This window comes from Streptomyces sp. NBC_01460 (genome assembly GCF_036227405.1).
GTDB lineage: Bacteria > Actinomycetota > Actinomycetes > Streptomycetales > Streptomycetaceae > Streptomyces.
The window spans coordinates 1829354-1847389 of the sequence record NZ_CP109473.1 but is presented as its reverse complement, the minus strand read 5'-3'; the positions used below and the strand labels follow the sequence as shown (position 1 = coordinate 1847389).

Below are 18036 nucleotides of genomic sequence, written 5' to 3'. Positions count from 1 at the left end.
CGGCGTTCTCCATGCGTGCTGCGGCGGTCGGCCGCGGCGACGCGAGGAGGACCCTGAAGTGAAGAACCTGAAGAAGGCCGCAGCCGTCACCATGATCGCGGGCGGACTCGTCGCCGCCGGTGCCGGAGCCGCCTCCGCCACGGGCCACGGCCACGGAGGGGCCGCCGCCCACGGCCAGGCCGTCGGCTCCCCGGGCGTCGCCTCGGGCAACCTCGTCCAGGTCCCGGTGCACGTCCCGGTGAACGTGGTCGGCAACACGGTCAACGTGATCGGCCTGCTCAACCCGGCCTTCGGCAACCTCGGCCTGAACGGCTGACCCGCGCCGCGCACCTCCTCCCGCCGGGCAGGCCCACCGAGGCCGCCCGGCGGACGGGGGCGCCCCGCACTACCGGCCCCGCTCCTCCACATACGCGTTGTACGCCGCGACCTGCGCCCGCCGGGCCACCCGCTCCACCGGCCGCAGCGCCTCGCCCCGGGCCGCGATCTCGGAGGCGCTCACCGCACCCCCGTGGCCCGTCTCGTGGGCCACCGACACGAGCAGCCCGACCCGCTGGGCGAGCTCCAGCACCCGGACCGCCCGGGGCGGATACCCGGGAGCCAGCACCTCGCGGCCCCGTTCCGCCCGCGCCCGGTAGGCGTCCACCGCGGCCTCCGCGACCGGGCCGGACCCGGCGACGTCCAGCCGGGACAGCACCGCCGTGGCATCCCGCAACGCCTCGGCGAGCTCCCGCTCCGCCTCACCCAGCGACGGCACGTCGGCCGGCGGCGCCTCCCTGACCGGCAGACAGCGCCACACCACCTCGACGTGCAGATCCCCGGCGGGCCCCGCCTCGGTCACCTCCGGTACGAGCCCGTACGGAGCCCCGGACGTGACCACCGCCTCCTCCGCCTCGAGAGCCCGGGCGTTGAAGTCCGGCGGCCCGCTGAGCCCCAGCGGGTGCCCGGGCACCGGCAGCGCCACCCGGAAACCGGCCGCCCCCAGCCCTCTCAGCCGGCCGAGCGCCAGCGTCAGCCCGACGGGCCCCTCCTCACCCGGCAGCCCCTCGACGCGGTGCACCGCGTCCTCGCCGACGATCGCGAGTGCGGCGTCGTCCGGTGACACAAGTCCGGCCAAAAGCGCGTTTCCCCATGCGGCGAGCCGCCCTGAGCGTGGTTCCGAAAGCATGGGAACAGCCTAGGGAACGGCCCCAGGGCCTGAGCACTCCCCGGGTGGCGTAGGTTTTCCCTGGGAGCTGTGCCCACAGGCACGCGACGATCTCGACACTGTATGGGGAGACAACGCGCCATGAGCGATGTACTGGAGCTGGTGGACGTATCCGTGGTCCGCGACGGACGCGCTCTGGTGGACGACGTCTCCTGGTCGGTCAAGGAGGGGGAGCGCTGGGTCATCCTCGGCCCGAACGGCGCCGGCAAGACCACCCTCCTCAACATCGCCTCCAGCTACCTCTTCCCCAGCACCGGCACGGCGAAGGTCCTCGGCGAGCGGCTCGGCGGAGTCGGCACCGACGTCTTCGAGCTCCGGCCCCGCATCGGCATCGCCGGTGTGGCCATGGCCGAAAAGCTGCCCAGGCGCCAGACGGTCCTGCAGACGGTGCTCACCGCCGCGTACGGGATGACCGCCACCTGGCACGAGGACTACGAGGCCGTCGACGAGGAGCGTGCCCGCGCGTTCCTCGACCGCCTCGGCATGTCCGACTACCTCGACCGCAAGTTCGGCACGCTCTCCGAGGGCGAGCGCAAGCGCACCCTCATCGCCCGCGCCATGATGACCGACCCCGAGCTGCTCCTCCTGGACGAGCCGGCCGCCGGGCTCGACCTCGGCGGGCGCGAGGACCTGGTCCGCCGTCTCGGCAGGCTGGCCCGCGACCCGTACGCCCCGTCCATGATCATGGTCACCCACCACGTCGAGGAGATCGCGCCCGGCTTCACCCATGTCCTGATGATCCGTCAGGGCAAGGTGCTCGCCGCCGGCCCCATGGAGACCGAGCTCAGCTCCCGGAACCTCTCCCTCTGCTTCGGCCTTCCCCTCGTCGTCGAGCACCACGGCGACCGCTACACCGCTCGCGGCCTGCCCCTCGGCCAGTAGGCGCACCACAGCCAACCTCCTCTGCGCCCTGTCCGGGAGGGCACCCGCGGTCCTACGATGACCGGGTGGACATCGACGCGTGGGTGTGGTGGCTGATCGGCGCGGTGGGACTGGGCATTCCCCTCGTCCTGACCGCGATGCCCGAATTCGGGATGTTCGCCGTCGGAGCGGTGGCCGCTGCCGTCGTCGCGGCCCTCGGCGGGGGCATCGTCGCCCAAGTCCTGGTCTTCGTCCTGGTATCGGTGGCCCTGATCGCGGTCGTCCGCCCGATCGCGGCCAGACACCGGGCGGGCCAGGCCGGGTCCGCCACCGGCATCGACGCACTGAAAGGCCGTCAGGCCGTCGTCCTGGAACGGGTGGACGGCAGCGGCGGGCGCATCAAGCTCGCCGGAGAGGTATGGTCCGCGCGCTCACTCGACGGCGACCAGGTCTTCGAACCCGGCCTGCAGGTGGACGTCGTGGACATCGACGGTGCAACGGCCGTCGTCATGTAGCGAACCGGTCACACGGCAGGCCCCGGTCTGCCAAACTCGAAGTCGATCATCATGAGAATGCGACCGTCGTGAACACGCGACCGTTGTGAGCAGCGACCGTCATGACCGTTCGACCTCGAACACCGCGATCCGTCGGCAACCGAAGGGCACGAGGCACACGATGCAACCGATCATCATCGTCCTGATCATTCTGGTGGTGCTCGTCTTCATCGCCCTGATCAAGACGATCCAGGTCATCCCGCAGGCCAGTGCCGCCATCGTGGAGCGCTTCGGCCGCTACACCCGCACCCTCAACGCCGGGCTGAACATCGTCGTCCCGTTCATCGACTCGATCCGCAACAGGATCGACCTCCGCGAACAGGTCGTCCCCTTCCCGCCGCAGCCGGTGATCACCCAGGACAACCTCGTCGTCAACATCGACACCGTCATCTACTACCAGGTGACCGACGCCCGCGCCGCCACCTACGAAGTCGCCAGCTACATCCAGGCGATCGAGCAGCTCACCGTCACCACCCTGCGCAACATCATCGGCGGCATGGACCTCGAACGGACCCTGACCTCCCGCGAGGAGATCAACGCGGCGCTGCGCGGAGTCCTCGACGAGGCCACCGGCAAGTGGGGCATCCGCGTCAACCGCGTCGAGCTCAAGGCCATCGAACCGCCCACCTCCATCCAGGACTCGATGGAGAAGCAGATGCGCGCCGACCGCGACAAGCGCGCCGCCATCCTCACCGCCGAGGGCATCAGGCAGTCGGCGATCCTCACCGCCGAGGGTGAGAAGCAGTCCGCGATCCTGCGTGCCGAGGGCGAGGCGAAGGCGTCCGCCCTCCGCGCCGAGGGTGAGGCCCAGGCCATCCGTACGGTCTTCGAGTCCATCCACGCCGGAGACCCGGACCAGAAGCTCCTCTCGTACCAGTACCTCCAGATGCTCCCCAAGATCGCCGAGGGCGACGCCAACAAGCTCTGGATCGTGCCCAGCGAGATCGGCGACGCCCTCAAGGGCCTCAGCGGAGCGTTCGGCAACCTCGGCAGCGGTGCCCCCGGCTTCAACACCGGCCCGGAGCGCCGGGAGCAGCCCCCGGTCGACTGACCGGCACACCCCTTCGTGCATGATCAGTGAGGCCCCTCGACCTTCATGGCGGGGAGGCGTCACTGACCATCGAAGGAGATGGCCTTGTCCATCTGGGAGATTCTCGCGGTCTTCGCGGCCGGCGTCGGCGCCGGCACGATCAACACCATCGTCGGATCCGGGACGTTGATCACCTTTCCCGTCCTGCTCGCGACCGGGCTGCCACCGGTCACCGCGACCGTGTCCAACGCACTCGGCCTGATCCCCGGCTCGATCAGCGGGGCCATCGGCTACCGGAAGGAACTGGCAGGCCAGCGCCGCCGGATCCTGAAACTGAGCGCCGGCGCACTGATCGGCGGACTCACCGGGGCGACCCTCCTGCTCGCCCTGCCCTCGACGGCGTTCGAGACGATCGTCCCCGTCCTGGTGGCCCTCGCGCTCGTGCTGGTCATCCTGCAACCCCGCATCAGCAGAGCGGTCCAGCATCGGCGTGAGCGCACGGGAACACCCGCCCGCCCCGACGGCGGACCGCTCCTCCTCATCGGCCTCATGCTCGCCAGCGTCTACGGCGGCTACTTCACCGCGGCCCAGGGGATCATCTACCTCTCCCTGATGGGCATGCTGCTCGACGACACGATGCAGCGCCTCAACGCCGTCAAGAACGTCCTCGCCGCCGTCGTCAACACCGTTGCCGCGCTCTTCTTCCTCTTCGTCGCGGACTTCGACTGGACGGCCGTCGTCCTCATCGCGGTGGGTTCCGCGATCGGCGGGCAGATAGGCGCGCGCGTCGGCCGCCGGCTCAGCCCGCGCTTCCTGCGCGCGCTGATCGTCGTCGTCGGCACCGCGGCGATCGTCCAACTGCTGCTGCGCTGACGGACGGGAGCCCGTCCCCTCCGACGAGCCGGAGGGACGGGCTCCGCATACGTTCGTGTGCGGCGGCTACGCGGCCGAACGCGCCAGCCACTCCGGCAGCGCCGACCGGTCGCCGACACCCAGCGCGAGCAGCATCGCGTCCGCCGGCGAGGGCACGAACGGCTGACGCAGCAGGGGCATGCCCGCCTGCTCCGGCGTCCGCGCCGCCTTGCGGTGGTTGTCCTCCGCGCACGAGGCCACGGTGTTCAGCCAGGTGTCCTGGCCCCCCTGGGCACGCGGAACGACGTGGTCCACGGTGCTCGCCCGCCGCCCGCAGTACGCGCACCGGTGCTGGTCCCGTATGAGCACCCCCCGTCTGGACCACGGAGCGTGTCTTCGGAACGGCACCCGCACGTACCGGCAGAGCCTGATGACCTGGGGCACCGGGAGGTCGACGGCGGCACCACGCATACGGAGCCCGGGATGCGACTGCTCGACGACGGCCTTGTCCTGGAGGATCAGGACCACCGCGCGGTTGAGCGTCACCGTCGACAGCGGCTCGAAGCTCGCGTTGAGTACAAGTGTGTCCCGCATCCTGCCCACCTCCCGTGTGCCGCCCGTCAGTCGGCGGGCCCGGATCAACTCTGTCCGGGAGAGCCGTGAGGGACAACGCAATAAAAAGTGCCCTGCCCTGATCTCTCCAAGACCAGGGCAGGGCAAACAGGAGGCGAACGTTCAGCTTGCGGGAGCGGTGTACTCCCCGATCAGCTGAGCCCGGCCCAGCGTGTGGAACCGGAGGTTGAAACCGACCGCCGCGGGCGAGGCGTCGCTGTCCGGCCCGAGCTTCTCGGTGTCCACCGCGTACACGGTGAAGACGTAGCGGTGGTTCTCGCCGGCGGGCGGTGCGGCGCCGCCGAACTCCTTCGAACCGTAGTCGTTGCGGGCCTGGACGGCACCCTCGGGCAGTCCCTCGAACGCCCCGCTCCCCGCACCGGCGGGGAGCTCCGTCACCGATGCGGGGATGTCGAAGAGCACCCAGTGCCAGAACCCGCTGCCCGTCGGGGCGTCCGGGTCGAAGCAGGTCACGGCGAAACTCTTCGTCCCCGCGGGGAAGCCCTCCCACCGCAGCTGCGGCGAGGTGTTCCCCGCCTCGAGCACCTGGGCGTCCGCGAGGACCGCGCCCGGGGCGAGCTCCTTGCTCTCCACGGTGAACGGGGGGACCTCCGGATGGAAGTCGTGCGGCAGCGGCGCCCTCTTCGGTCCGGTCACGTCAGCACCTCTCCTGATCGGCTGTGCGGTCTCTTCCCCACCGACCCTAGGCGGTCTCAGAGCCAGTTGCGCTGGCCGCCGACCTGGGCGAGCCACTGATTGAGGTAGGCGGCCCAGTCGGTGCCCTGGAAGTCGTTGAGACCCACCTTGAACGCACGGTAGGAGTCGCTGCCCTCGCTGAAGAGACCCGGCTTCTTGTCCATCTCCAGGACGACGTCCATCTCGCGGTCGTCCGCGATGAACGTCAGCTCCACCTGGTTCAGCCCCCGGTACTGCTGCGGCGGGACGAACTCGATCTCCTGGTAGAACGGCAGGCGCTGGCGGGTGGCGCGGATGTGCCCGCGCTCCATGTCGGCGCTGCGGAAGCCGAAGCCCAGCTGCCCGAAGGCGTCCAGGATGGCCTGCTGCGCGGGCAGCGGGTGCACGTTGATCGGGTCCAGGTCACCGGAGTCCAGCGCGCGGGCGATCTCCAGCTCCGTCGTCACCCCGATGTTCATGCCGCGCAGCTGCTGCCCCGCGAACATGGTGATCGGCGTCTCCCACGGAATCTCCAGGCCGAACGGCACGACGTGCACCGCGCCGGCCTTCACCTCGAAGGCACCGCCGAGGCGCAGCTTGGCGAACTCGATGTCCTGCTTGGTCTCCTGGTCCCCGCCCTCGACCTCGACGCGGGCCTGCAGACCGACCGAGAGCCCCTCGATCTGCTGGTCCACGGACCCGCCCTGGATCCGCACCTCGCCCTGGACGACCCCGCCGGGAACGACGTTGAGTTCGGTCAGTTCGGTCTCGACCGAAGCACCGCCGGCACCCATGCTCGCGAGCAGTCGCTTGAAGCCCATGTTTTCCTCCTTGGTCCACCCGTACATACGCGCCACGACCGTAGCCGGTTCCCACGGCCGTCGTCCCCAGGGGCCCGCGCGGACCCGGGACACACGGTCCTCGATCGCTGACTCCGGAGCGGCACGCTTCTCCCCAGTACCCTCGGACGCCATGAACGAGGGCATGAACAGAACGCCGCTCACGCGGGATTTCTTCGACAGGCCGGTCCTGGACGTGGCCCCCGACCTCGTCAGCCGCATCCTCGTCCGGACCACGGACGAGGGCCCCATCGAGCTGCGTCCGACGGAGGTGGAGGCGTACGCGGGCGAGGCCGACCTCGGCTCCCACGCCTTCCCCGGCCGGCCCGTCCGCGACGGCGTGATGTCCGGCCCGCCCGGACACGCGTACGTCTCTTTCACATACGGCATGTCACGGCGGTCAGCATGAACGTCGACGTCCTCGCCCGTCCTGCCGAAGAGGTCGCCCCCAGGCTGCTCGGGAGCGTCCTCACCTGCACGACCCCCGAGGGAACCGTGAGCATCGCCATCACGGAGACCGAGGCGTACTCCGGTACGGCTGACCCGGCCTCCCATGCCTACCGGGGCCGGACACCCCGTAACGCCGTCATGTTCGGACCCCCAGGACACCTGTACGTCTACCGGTCCCACGGTCTCCACTGGTGCGCCAACGTCGTCACCGGGACGGACGGCACCGCCTCGGCCGTCCTCATCCGGGCAGGCAGGGTCATCGAGGGGGAAGACCTGGCACGCAAGCGGCGAGGGGAGGAGGTCGAGAGTCCACGCCTTGCCCGAGGGCCGGGGAACTTCTGCCAGGCACTCGGCGTCACGGGAGAGCACGACGGCGCAGACCTCCTGGCAGGAACCTCGGTCGTGTTGTCCGCGGGTGAGTCCGCACCTGCCGCGCTCATCCAGGTTGGTCCTCGGGTGGGAGTGAGCAAGGCCCACGACTGGCAGCACCGGTTCTACCTCGCCGGTGATCCGACCGTCTCGGCGTACAGACTGAGTCCGAGAGCCAAACCGTCCACCGGAGCCTGAGCCGCCGTGCGCCTCGCTCACGGCTCGCCGGTGAGTGGGTGCGGAAGTTGGTCCAGAAGATGCGTGATCGTCGGCGGGTGCGGCGCTTGGCGCGTTCCTGGCCGGTGGCCGGTCGAGTGACCGCCGACGTGCGCCACGCCTACGACGGACCATCCGTTCCGGTCGCACAGCGCCCGACTCGGCGCCCGTTGCGTCAGGCTCCCGCCCTTGGACTCCTCGCCCCTGGTGCGCGGTCCTGAGGGCAGGGCGAGCGGTGTCCTGCTCAGGGCGGGGCGACAGGTACAGGGGCGGAGACGGCCCGGAAACGTCGGTTCTCGGCCCGGCTTGACAGAGAACCGGCCAAAGGGACGGCGCGACTGGCGACGGCACTGGACGTCGACCGGGTACGGGACGGTGTCGACGTCGTGGAGGGTGAGGGGCGCCCCCTGTCCGTCCTGCAAGGGACCCCGCCGCTGCCCGACCAGGTACGCAACGGGCCTCGGACCGGCGTGGGCGGCGATGGCTCGCACCAGCCCTGGGGCTTCAGGATCGACGGCGACCCCACGGTCAGCCCGTACAGGGCCGATGTGCCACGCCGACGCGCAACTTGACTCGCCCCTGCCGTTTCCCTAATGTAGTCCGAGCCGCTTGAACGGATGCAGTTGTTCCTGGCGCGGTCCATCGGACCGGGTCGAAGCATCGTGAGAGGGCCAACCACTACCTACGATTCACCCCTGGCGGGTGTGATTCCGGCATGCCGGAATTCGCCCCGGCGACTCGATTATGAGCCGCAGAGGAAATCGACTAACGTAGTGAACACGCCGAAAGGCAAAGGCCACTCCGCAGGCCGCTTGATTCTGATTCGGACCGGAAACGGAACGGAAAAGAGTCTGGTAAAGTTGGACTCGCCGGAAAGGGAAACGCGAAAGCGAAGAACTGGAAAGCGAAACAGCAGGAACCCGCTTCGGCCGGGAATCGGACACGAAAGAGTCTGATAGAGTCGGAAACGCAAGAACGAAGGGAAGCGCCCGGAGGGCCCCGGTGAAACGGGACCGAAGGAAGCGTCCGTTCCTTGAGAACTCAACAGCGTGCCAAAAATCAACGCCAAATTTGTTGATACCCCGGCCCACTTCGGTGGGTTGGTGGTTCCTTTGAAGTCCTACCGGCCCATGTGGCGGGTAGGCAACATCAGCGAGGACGCTGTGGACGACCATCCCTATTCCGGATCGGTCGTCCCGCTCTTCTATGGTGCTCTCCCGATTACGGGAAAACATTCATGGAGAGTTTGATCCTGGCTCAGGACGAACGCTGGCGGCGTGCTTAACACATGCAAGTCGAACGATGAAGCCCTTCGGGGTGGATTAGTGGCGAACGGGTGAGTAACACGTGGGCAATCTGCCCTTCACTCTGGGACAAGCCCTGGAAACGGGGTCTAATACCGGATAACACTCTGTCCCTCATGGGGCGGGGTTAAAAGCTCCGGCGGTGAAGGATGAGCCCGCGGCCTATCAGCTTGTTGGTGGGGTAATGGCCTACCAAGGCGACGACGGGTAGCCGGCCTGAGAGGGCGACCGGCCACACTGGGACTGAGACACGGCCCAGACTCCTACGGGAGGCAGCAGTGGGGAATATTGCACAATGGGCGAAAGCCTGATGCAGCGACGCCGCGTGAGGGATGACGGCCTTCGGGTTGTAAACCTCTTTCAGCAGGGAAGAAGCGAAAGTGACGGTACCTGCAGAAGAAGCGCCGGCTAACTACGTGCCAGCAGCCGCGGTAATACGTAGGGCGCAAGCGTTGTCCGGAATTATTGGGCGTAAAGAGCTCGTAGGCGGCTTGTCACGTCGGATGTGAAAGCTCGGGGCTTAACCCCGAGTCTGCATTCGATACGGGCTAGCTAGAGTGTGGTAGGGGAGATCGGAATTCCTGGTGTAGCGGTGAAATGCGCAGATATCAGGAGGAACACCGGTGGCGAAGGCGGATCTCTGGGCCATTACTGACGCTGAGGAGCGAAAGCGTGGGGAGCGAACAGGATTAGATACCCTGGTAGTCCACGCCGTAAACGTTGGGAACTAGGTGTTGGCGACATTCCACGTCGTCGGTGCCGCAGCTAACGCATTAAGTTCCCCGCCTGGGGAGTACGGCCGCAAGGCTAAAACTCAAAGGAATTGACGGGGGCCCGCACAAGCAGCGGAGCATGTGGCTTAATTCGACGCAACGCGAAGAACCTTACCAAGGCTTGACATATACCGGAAAGCATCAGAGATGGTGCCCCCCTTGTGGTCGGTATACAGGTGGTGCATGGCTGTCGTCAGCTCGTGTCGTGAGATGTTGGGTTAAGTCCCGCAACGAGCGCAACCCTTGTTCTGTGTTGCCAGCATGCCCTTCGGGGTGATGGGGACTCACAGGAGACTGCCGGGGTCAACTCGGAGGAAGGTGGGGACGACGTCAAGTCATCATGCCCCTTATGTCTTGGGCTGCACACGTGCTACAATGGCCGGTACAATGAGCTGCGATGCCGCGAGGCGGAGCGAATCTCAAAAAGCCGGTCTCAGTTCGGATTGGGGTCTGCAACTCGACCCCATGAAGTCGGAGTTGCTAGTAATCGCAGATCAGCATTGCTGCGGTGAATACGTTCCCGGGCCTTGTACACACCGCCCGTCACGTCACGAAAGTCGGTAACACCCGAAGCCGGTGGCCCAACCCCTTGTGGGAGGGAGCTGTCGAAGGTGGGACTGGCGATTGGGACGAAGTCGTAACAAGGTAGCCGTACCGGAAGGTGCGGCTGGATCACCTCCTTTCTAAGGAGCATCTAGGTTTCCTTCGGGGAATCCAGAGACCATTACGTCGGCAAATGTTCGACGGTGGTTGCTCATGGGTGGAACGTTGATTATTCGGCACGATGAGCACGGTTCTGTGAGTACTGCTTCGGCGTGGAAAACAGGATCGGGTTGGTCGGGTCGGGCACGCTGTTGGGTATCTGAAGGTACGGGCTCGTTGAGTCTGGATCTTCGGTTGCCGGCCCCAGTAAACTCGCCTGTTTGGGCGGGGTGATGGGTGGCTGGTCGTTGTTTGAGAACTGCACAGTGGACGCGAGCATCTGTGGCCAAGTTTTTAAGGGCGCACGGTGGATGCCTTGGCACCAGGAACCGATGAAGGACGTGGGAGGCCACGATAGTCCCCGGGGAGCTGTCAACCAAGCTTTGATCCGGGGGTTTCCGAATGGGGAAACCCGGCAGTCGTCATGGGCTGTCACCCGCTGCTGAACACATAGGCAGTGTGGAGGGAACGAGGGGAAGTGAAACATCTCAGTACCCTCAGGAAGAGAAAACAACCGTGATTCCGGGAGTAGTGGCGAGCGAAACTGGATGAGGCCAAACCGTATGCGTGTGATACCCGGCAGGGGTTGCGCATGCGGGGTTGTGGGATCTCTTTTTCATAGTCTGCCGACTGTGAGACGAGTCAGAAACCGTTGGTGTAGGCGAAGGACATGCGAAAGGTCCGGCGTAGAGGGTAAGACCCCCGTAGCTGAAACATCAACGGCTCGTTTGAGAGACACCCAAGTAGCACGGGGCCCGAGAAATCCCGTGTGAATCTGGCGGGACCACCCGCTAAGCCTAAATATTCCCTGGTGACCGATAGCGGATAGTACCGTGAGGGAATGGTGAAAAGTACCGCGGGAGCGGAGTGAAATAGTACCTGAAACCGTGTGCCTACAAGCCGTGGGAGCGTCGCTGTATGTGCTTGCACATGCAGTCGTGACTGCGTGCCTTTTGAAGAATGAGCCTGCGAGTTAGCGGTGTGTAGCGAGGTTAACCCGTGTGGGGAAGCCGTAGCGAAAGCGAGTCCGAATAGGGCGATTGAGTTGCACGCTCTAGACCCGAAGCGGAGTGATCTAGCCATGGGCAGGTTGAAGCGGAGGTAAGACTTCGTGGAGGACCGAACCCACCAGGGTTGAAAACCTGGGGGATGACCTGTGGTTAGGGGTGAAAGGCCAATCAAACTCCGTGATAGCTGGTTCTCCCCGAAATGCATTTAGGTGCAGCGTCGTGTGTTTCTTGCCGGAGGTAGAGCACTGGATAGGCGATGGGCCCTACCGGGTTACTGACCTTAGCCAAACTCCGAATGCCGGTAAGTGAGAGCACGGCAGTGAGACTGTGGGGGATAAGCTCCATGGTCGAGAGGGAAACAGCCCAGAGCATCGACTAAGGCCCCTAAGCGTACGCTAAGTGGGAAAGGATGTGGAGTCGCAGAGACAACCAGGAGGTTGGCTTAGAAGCAGCCACCCTTGAAAGAGTGCGTAATAGCTCACTGGTCAAGTGATTCCGCGCCGACAATGTAGCGGGGCTCAAGCGTACCGCCGAAGTCGTGTCATTCACACATATAGGGCCAACGCCTGTGTGGATGGGTAGGGGAGCGTCGTGTGCCGGGTGAAGCAGCCGCGGAAGCGAGTTGTGGACGGTTCACGAGTGAGAATGCAGGCATGAGTAGCGATACACACGTGAGAAACGTGTGCGCCGATTGACTAAGGGTTCCTGGGTCAAGCTGATCTGCCCAGGGTAAGTCGGGACCTAAGGCGAGGCCGACAGGCGTAGTCGATGGACAACCGGTTGATATTCCGGTACCCGCTTTGAAACGCCCAATACTGAATCAGGCGATGCTAAGTCCGTGAAGCCGGCCCGATCTCTTCGGAGTTGAGGGTAGTGGTGGAGCCGACGAACCAGACTTGTACTAGGTAAGCGATGGGGTGACGCAGGAAGGTAGTCCAGCCCGGGCGGTGGTTGTCCCGGGGTAAGGGTGTAGGCCGTGTGGTAGGCAAATCCGTCACACATTAAGGCTGAGACCTGATGCCGAGCCGATTGTGGTGAAGTGGATGATCCTATGCTGTCGAGAAAAGCCTCTAGCGAGTTTCATGGCGGCCCGTACCCTAAACCGACTCAGGTAGTCAGGTAGAGAATACCGAGGCGTTCGGGTGAACTATGGTTAAGGAACTCGGCAAAATGCCCCCGTAACTTCGGGAGAAGGGGGGCCATCACTGGTGATCCGATTTACTCGGTGAGCTGGGGGTGGCCGCAGAGACCAGCGAGAAGCGACTGTTTACTAAAAACACAGGTCCGTGCGAAGCCGTAAGGCGATGTATACGGACTGACGCCTGCCCGGTGCTGGAACGTTAAGGGGACCGGTTAGTGCACTTTCGGGTGTGCGAAGCTGAGAACTTAAGCGCCAGTAAACGGCGGTGGTAACTATAACCATCCTAAGGTAGCGAAATTCCTTGTCGGGTAAGTTCCGACCTGCACGAATGGCGTAACGACTTCTCGACTGTCTCAACCATAGGCCCGGTGAAATTGCACTACGAGTAAAGATGCTCGTTTCGCGCAGCAGGACGGAAAGACCCCGGGACCTTTACTATAGTTTGATATTGGTGTTCGGTTCGGCTTGTGTAGGATAGGTGGGAGACTTTGAAGCAGCCACGCCAGTGGTTGTGGAGTCGCCGTTGAAATACCACTCTGGTCGTGCTGGATGTCTAACCTGGGTCCGTGATCCGGATCAGGGACAGTGTCTGATGGGTAGTTTAACTGGGGCGGTTGCCTCCTAAAGAGTAACGGAGGCGCCCAAAGGTTCCCTCAGCCTGGTTGGCAATCAGGTGTTGAGTGTAAGTGCACAAGGGAGCTTGACTGTGAGACCGACGGGTCGAGCAGGGACGAAAGTCGGGACTAGTGATCCGGCAGTGGCTTGTGGAAGCGCTGTCGCTCAACGGATAAAAGGTACCCCGGGGATAACAGGCTGATCTTCCCCAAGAGTCCATATCGACGGGATGGTTTGGCACCTCGATGTCGGCTCGTCGCATCCTGGGGCTGGAGTCGGTCCCAAGGGTTGGGCTGTTCGCCCATTAAAGCGGTACGCGAGCTGGGTTTAGAACGTCGTGAGACAGTTCGGTCCCTATCCGCTGTGCGCGTAGGAATATTGAGAAGGGCTGTCCCTAGTACGAGAGGACCGGGACGGACGAACCTCTGGTGTGCCAGTTGTCCTGCCAAGGGCATGGCTGGTTGGCTACGTTCGGAAAGGATAACCGCTGAAAGCATCTAAGCGGGAAGCCTGCTTCGAGATGAGTATTCCCACCACCTTGAGTGGTTAAGGCTCCCAGTAGACGACTGGGTTGATAGGCCAGATGTGGAAGCCCGGTAACGGGTGGAGCTGACTGGTACTAATAGGCCGAGGGCTTGTCCTCAGTTGCTCGCGTCCACTGTGTTGTTCCCAGGCCACGAACAGTCGTGCTGGTTGAACAGCTTCACTACTTAACTGAAAAGTGTGCTTGTTCGCTAAGTGCCGATCTCCGCTTATGCGGAGTGGCCGATAGTGTTTCGGTGGTCATTGCGTTAGGGAAACGCCCGGTTACATTCCGAACCCGGAAGCTAAGCCTTTCAGCGCCGATGGTACTGCAGGGGGGACCCTGTGGGAGAGTAGGACGCCGCCGAACAATCTTTCAGGGCCCTTGGTCCCAGCGTTCATGCTGGGGCCGAGGGCCCTTTTTGTTTTGCCGAAGCGCGTCGGATGGTCGGCTGCGCGAGAATGTCTGTGGTACCCGATGACAGGAGTCACCCCCATGTCCACCAACTCTTCCGACGACCGTCCGGAGCGCGAGCCGCGTCGCCGGGACGGCGGTGACAGGGGCGGCTTCCGAGGCGGCCGTGACGACCGGGCCGGCGCTCCTCGACGCGACAGCGACCGTGGCGCACCCCGCCGCGACGACCGTGACCGCGGTCCTCGTCGTGACGACAACCGGGGGGCTGGTACCGGCGGCGGCTTCCGCCGTGATGACCGTGCTCCGCGTCGTGACGACGAGCGTGGTGGGTACCGCGGTGGTCAGCGTGACGACCGTGGTGGTCGTCCCAGCGGTGGTGGCTTCGAGCGTCGTGATGACCGTGGTGGTCGTCCCAGCGGTGGTGGCTTCGAGCGTCGTGACGACCGGCCGCGTGGTCCGCGTCGTGATGACGACCGTCCTGGCGGTTTCCGCCGTGACGACAGCCGCGGTGGCAGCACCGGCGGTGGATTCCGTCGCGATGACAGCCGCGGGGCCGGCACCGGCGGCGGTTTCCGTCGCGACGACCGCGACCGTGCGCCCCGCCGTGACGACGACCGGTCGAGCAGCTTCCGCCGTGATGACCGTGCCCCGCGTCGAGACGACGAGCGTGGTGGATACCGCGGTGGCCAGCGCGATGACCGTGGTGGTCGTCCCAGCGGTGGTGGCTTCGAGCGCCGTGATGACCGTGGTGGTCGTCCCACTGGTGGCTTCGAGCGTCGTGACGACCGGCCGCGTGGTCCGCGTCGTGATGACGACCGTCCTGGCGGTTTCCGCCGCGACGACCGAGGTGGCGACCGCGACCGTGCCCCGCGCCGTGATGATGAGCGTGGTGGATACCGCGGTGGCCAGCGCGATGACCGTGGTGGTCGTCCCAGCGGTGGTGGCTTTGAGCGTCGCGATGACCGTGGTGGTCGTCCCAGCGGTGGTGGCTTTGAGCGTCGCGATGACCGTGGTGGTCGTCCCAGCGGTGGTGGCTTTGAGCGTCGCGATGACCGTGGTGGTCGTCCCAGCGGTGGTGGCTTCGAGCGTCGTGACGACCGTGGTGGTCGTCCCAGCGGTGGTGGCTTCGAGCGTCGTGACGACCGGCCGCGTGGTCCGCGTCGTGATGACGACCGTCCTGGCGGTTTCCGCCGCGACGACAACCGTGGCGGCAGCACCGGCGGTGGATTCCGTCGCGACGACCGCGACCGTGCGCCCCGCCGTGACGACGACCGGTCGAGCAGCTTCCGCCGTGATGACCGTGCCCCGCGTCGAGACGACGAGCGCGGTGGTGGGTACCGCGGCGGCCAGCGCGACGACCGCGGCGGCCGCCCCAGCAGCGGCGGTGGGTTCGAGCGCCGCGACGACCGGCCGCGTGGTCCGCGCCGTGACGACGACCGTCCCGGCGGCTTCCGCCGCGACGACAGCCGCGGTGGCAGCACCGGCGGCGGCTTCCGCCGCGACGACCGAGGCGGCGACCGCGACCGTGCGCCCCGCCGTGACAACGACCGGGGCAACGACCGCGGTGGCTACCGTGGCCGCGACGACCGCGGCGGTTACCAGGGACGGGACGACCGGGACCGCGAGCCCATCAAGCGGCTCCCCATTCCCGACGACGTCACCGGTGACGAGATCGACAAGGACGTCCGGCAGGAGCTGATGAGCCTGCCGAAGACCCTTGCCGAGGACGTCGCACGGAACCTCGTCATGGTGGCCCGTCTGATCGACGAGGACCCTGAGCAGGCATACGCGTACTCGCGTATCGCTCTTCGGCTGGCGTCGAGGGTCGCCGCGGTGCGCGAGGCGGCGGGCTTCGCCGCGTACGCCACGCAGAAGTACTCGGAAGCGCTGGCCGAGTTCCGGGCGTCGCGCCGGATGACCGGCTCCGTGGACCTGTGGCCCGTCATGGCTGACTGTGAGCGTGGGCTGGGCCGTCCCGAGCGGGCGATGGCCATGGCCGGCGAGCCCGAGGTGCAGAAGCTGGACAAGGCCGGACAGGTCGAGATGCGTCTGGTCGCCGCGGGTGCCCGCAGGGACATGGGCCAGATCGACGCCGCGATCGTCACGCTGCAGAGCCCCGAGCTCGCTTCCAGCGCCGTCCACTCGTGGACGCCGCGTCTCCGCTACGCCTACGCCGACGCGCTCCTGGAAGCAGGCCGCGAGGACGAGGCGCGGGAGTGGTTCGGCAAGGCGCTGGAGGCCGACAAGGACGGTTCGACCGACGCTTCCGACCGGCTCGCCGAACTCGACGGTGTCGAGTTCGTCGACGCGCTCGGCGAGGACGACGAGCCGACCGGCGCCTCCGCTGAGGCGGACGAGCAGGACGGCCCCGACGCCGAGGCGGATGTCGAGGACGAGGACGAGGACGACGACGTCCAGGGCGACGACGTGGACGGGTCCACGAAGGCCTGACGTCTGCTTCAACACGGCATGAGCACGGCATGAGGAAGGGGCGGTACCCGCACGGGTACCGCCCCTTCCTGCGTTCCGGACCTCGCCCTCAGCTGATGTCCAGGCTCCGCAGGACCAGGCCCGTGGCCGGTTTCGGGCCGAACGAGGTCGACTTGCGGGGCATCGTGACACCCTGGCGCGCGAGGTCCCGTACGGCGTCCTCGCGCACCGGATGCATCAGGACCGCCGTGGCGTCGTGCCGTTCCGCCTGCTCGACCGCGGCCGCGCTGTCATGGATGTAGGCGATGTGTTCCGGGGCGTCGGGGATGTCCCAGACATCGTCGAGGAGCGTGGAGTGCAGCACCGTCGCGTCGAGCGCGCGCCAGGCGGCCGGCCGGTCGGCGGGAACGGTACGGGCCAGCAGGCGCGCGTCGGGCCGGTCGACCAGATGGAAACGGCCGTCACCCGCGAGGAGGAAGGCGTTGCCTTCCGCGGCGGCGTCGGCGAGCACGCCGAGCGCATGGGGCAGCGGCCCGTCGACGTGCCGGACGCGGAAGAGACCGTCGAGCGCGCGGAGGGCCTCCGCGACCGGGAGCCGGTGCAGCAGCCGGTGGATGGCGCGCACCCGCAGCGGGTAGCGGGCCGTGTCGACGAGCAGGACGAGCCCGAAGTCCCAGGGGCCGGGAGCGGACTGTTCCTCCTGGAGCCTGAGGTAGGTGGCCCAGCGGTGGTGTCCGTCGGCGATGAGCGCCTGGCGTCGCGACAGATCCGACTCGATCTCCTCCCGTTCCGCGGGATCCGTGACGGCCCAGAGGCGGTGGCTGAAGCCGTCCTCGGTCGTCGTGGTGAGGAGCGGGAGACGCTCCGCCACCCGCTCGATGACGGCCGTCGCGCCGCCGGGACCGCCGTCCCCGGCGTAGCTGAAGAGCAGCGGTTCGAGGTGGGCGGCGGCCGTGCGCATCAGGTCGGCGCGGTCCTCCACGACATCTGCCATGACGTCCTCGTGCGGCAGCACGATGCCCTCCGAGGCGGGGGAGAGCGCCAGGGCCCCGATCACACCGCGCTGGAGGACGTCACCGGCACGCTGTTCGTAGACGTAGAGCACGGGCTCCGGGTCCGGGGCGAGGACGCCCTCCGTGAGCCAGCGCTTCAGGGTGTCGGCCGCCTGCCGGTGGCGCTCGGCGGCCGTGCCGGCCTGCGGAAGGATGAGCCGCACGATGTTGTGGGGGTCCGCGGACTCCAGGTGGTGCAGTCCGTCGGGCCGCACGACGACGTCGTACGGGGGTGAGGTCACCGCTGCCAGGCTGCCGACCCGCTCGGGGACGTACCGCAGTCCGCGGAAGGGGGTCAGCCGCAGTCCCCGGCTGACGGCGGGCCCGGTCGTGTTCATTTGTGCATCGTATGTGCGCTCCCGCGATGCGCGATGATCGGGGGAGAAGCATGGAAAGAGGAGCGCAGGCAT

12 protein-coding genes, 3 rRNA genes and 3 pseudogenes are annotated in these 18036 nt (G+C 66.3%); 13 read left to right on the top strand and 5 right to left on the bottom strand.

From position 1 onward, the window contains the following. The first annotated feature begins 58 nt into the window (after positions 1 to 58). A complete protein-coding gene (locus OG488_RS08215; RefSeq protein WP_329227304.1) occupies positions 59 to 316 on the top strand; it encodes a chaplin family protein in 258 nt (85 codons plus the stop codon). A 69-nt stretch (positions 317 to 385) separates the two neighbouring features. Here the strand turns inward: OG488_RS08215 and OG488_RS08210 are convergent, their stop codons facing one another. After that, on the bottom strand, positions 386 to 1165 hold the full coding sequence (locus OG488_RS08210; protein WP_329227302.1) for a hypothetical protein: 780 nt from the start codon (positions 1163 to 1165) through the stop codon (positions 386 to 388). Positions 1166 to 1285: 120 nt separating this feature from the next. On the opposite strand from OG488_RS08210, the gene OG488_RS08205 reads away from it, so the two are divergent. From OG488_RS08205 to OG488_RS08190, 4 genes are all read left to right on the top strand, one after another. Beyond that, positions 1286 to 2086: an ABC transporter ATP-binding protein gene (locus OG488_RS08205; RefSeq protein WP_329227301.1), complete on the top strand. Its 801-nt coding sequence runs from the start codon at positions 1286 to 1288 to the stop codon at positions 2084 to 2086. Between the two features lie 65 nt (positions 2087 to 2151). Then, positions 2152 to 2580, top strand: a complete 429-nt coding sequence (locus OG488_RS08200; protein WP_329227299.1) for an NfeD family protein — start codon at positions 2152 to 2154, stop codon at positions 2578 to 2580. Positions 2581 to 2740: 160 nt separating this feature from the next. Next, positions 2741 to 3670 (top strand): SPFH domain-containing protein, encoded by a 930-nt coding sequence (locus OG488_RS08195; RefSeq protein ID WP_329227297.1) that lies wholly within the window; start codon positions 2741 to 2743, stop codon positions 3668 to 3670. An 84-nt stretch (positions 3671 to 3754) separates the two neighbouring features. After that, on the top strand, positions 3755 to 4522 hold the full coding sequence (locus OG488_RS08190) for a sulfite exporter TauE/SafE family protein (protein WP_386862233.1): 768 nt from the start codon (positions 3755 to 3757) through the stop codon (positions 4520 to 4522). A gap of 66 nt (positions 4523 to 4588) precedes the next feature. Here the strand turns inward: OG488_RS08190 and OG488_RS08185 are convergent, their stop codons facing one another. The 3 genes from OG488_RS08185 to OG488_RS08175 all read right to left on the bottom strand — a co-directional run bounded on the left by OG488_RS08185 (position 4589) and on the right by OG488_RS08175 (position 6609). Next, positions 4589 to 5095 carry an HNH endonuclease gene (locus OG488_RS08185; protein ID WP_329227293.1) on the bottom strand — a complete coding sequence of 169 codons (507 nt, stop codon included), beginning with the start codon at positions 5093 to 5095 and terminating at the stop codon, positions 4589 to 4591. Between the two features lie 141 nt (positions 5096 to 5236). Then, entirely contained in the window at positions 5237 to 5770 is a 534-nt protein-coding gene (locus tag OG488_RS08180) for a YbhB/YbcL family Raf kinase inhibitor-like protein (protein ID WP_329227291.1), read from the bottom strand. Between the two features lie 56 nt (positions 5771 to 5826). Next, positions 5827 to 6609 (bottom strand): sporulation protein, encoded by a 783-nt coding sequence (locus OG488_RS08175; protein WP_329227289.1) that lies wholly within the window; start codon positions 6607 to 6609, stop codon positions 5827 to 5829. A gap of 151 nt (positions 6610 to 6760) precedes the next feature. On the opposite strand from OG488_RS08175, the pseudogene OG488_RS08170 reads away from it, so the two are divergent. From OG488_RS08170 to OG488_RS08135, 8 genes and pseudogenes are all read left to right on the top strand, one after another. Further along, positions 6761 to 7018 (top strand): annotated as a pseudogene (locus tag OG488_RS08170) (DNA-3-methyladenine glycosylase); the annotation flags it as partial. 14 nt (positions 7019 to 7032) lie between these two features. Further along, complete coding sequence (locus OG488_RS08165; RefSeq protein ID WP_329227287.1) at positions 7033 to 7644, top strand: DNA-3-methyladenine glycosylase; 612 nt, start codon at positions 7033 to 7035, stop codon at positions 7642 to 7644. 222 nt (positions 7645 to 7866) lie between these two features. Beyond that, positions 7867 to 8234 (top strand): annotated as a pseudogene (locus OG488_RS08160) (DNA-3-methyladenine glycosylase); the annotation flags it as partial. Between the two features lie 662 nt (positions 8235 to 8896). Continuing rightward, positions 8897 to 10422 (top strand): 16S ribosomal RNA (locus tag OG488_RS08155). A 303-nt stretch (positions 10423 to 10725) separates the two neighbouring features. Further along, positions 10726 to 13850, top strand: a 23S ribosomal RNA gene (locus OG488_RS08150). Between the two features lie 132 nt (positions 13851 to 13982). Further along, positions 13983 to 14099, top strand: a 5S ribosomal RNA gene (gene rrf, locus OG488_RS08145). The 16S, 23S and 5S rRNA genes sit together here, the layout of an rRNA operon. A 660-nt stretch (positions 14100 to 14759) precedes the next feature. After that, a pseudogene (locus tag OG488_RS39245) lies at positions 14760 to 15575 on the top strand (hypothetical protein); the annotation flags it as partial. A gap of 267 nt (positions 15576 to 15842) precedes the next feature. Continuing rightward, positions 15843 to 16595: a hypothetical protein gene (locus OG488_RS08135; protein ID WP_329238514.1), complete on the top strand. Its 753-nt coding sequence runs from the start codon at positions 15843 to 15845 to the stop codon at positions 16593 to 16595. An 88-nt stretch (positions 16596 to 16683) separates the two neighbouring features. On the opposite strand, the gene OG488_RS08130 is transcribed toward OG488_RS08135, so the two are convergent. After that, positions 16684 to 17964 carry a DUF1015 domain-containing protein gene (locus OG488_RS08130; RefSeq protein ID WP_329227285.1) on the bottom strand — a complete coding sequence of 427 codons (1281 nt, stop codon included), beginning with the start codon at positions 17962 to 17964 and terminating at the stop codon, positions 16684 to 16686. Positions 17965 to 18036: the final 72 nt, after the last annotated feature.

What these genes read in the sequence shown, in the direction of transcription:
- OG488_RS08210 (WP_329227302.1), bottom strand. Translation starts at nt 1,165, where the DNA reads ATGCTTTCGGAACCACGCTCAGGGCGGCTCGCCGCATGGGGAAACGCG.
- OG488_RS08205 (WP_329227301.1), top strand. Translation starts at nt 1,286, where the DNA reads ATGAGCGATGTACTGGAGCTGGTGGACGTATCCGTGGTCCGCGACGGA.
- OG488_RS08195 (WP_329227297.1), top strand. Translation starts at nt 2,741, where the DNA reads ATGCAACCGATCATCATCGTCCTGATCATTCTGGTGGTGCTCGTCTTC.
- OG488_RS08185 (WP_329227293.1), bottom strand. Translation starts at nt 5,095, where the DNA reads ATGCGGGACACACTTGTACTCAACGCGAGCTTCGAGCCGCTGTCGACG.
- OG488_RS08175 (WP_329227289.1), bottom strand. Translation starts at nt 6,609, where the DNA reads ATGGGCTTCAAGCGACTGCTCGCGAGCATGGGTGCCGGCGGTGCTTCG.
- OG488_RS08165 (WP_329227287.1), top strand. Translation starts at nt 7,033, where the DNA reads ATGAACGTCGACGTCCTCGCCCGTCCTGCCGAAGAGGTCGCCCCCAGG.
- OG488_RS08135 (WP_329238514.1), top strand. Translation starts at nt 15,843, where the DNA reads ATGAGCCTGCCGAAGACCCTTGCCGAGGACGTCGCACGGAACCTCGTC.
- OG488_RS08130 (WP_329227285.1), bottom strand. Translation starts at nt 17,964, where the DNA reads ATGAACACGACCGGGCCCGCCGTCAGCCGGGGACTGCGGCTGACCCCC.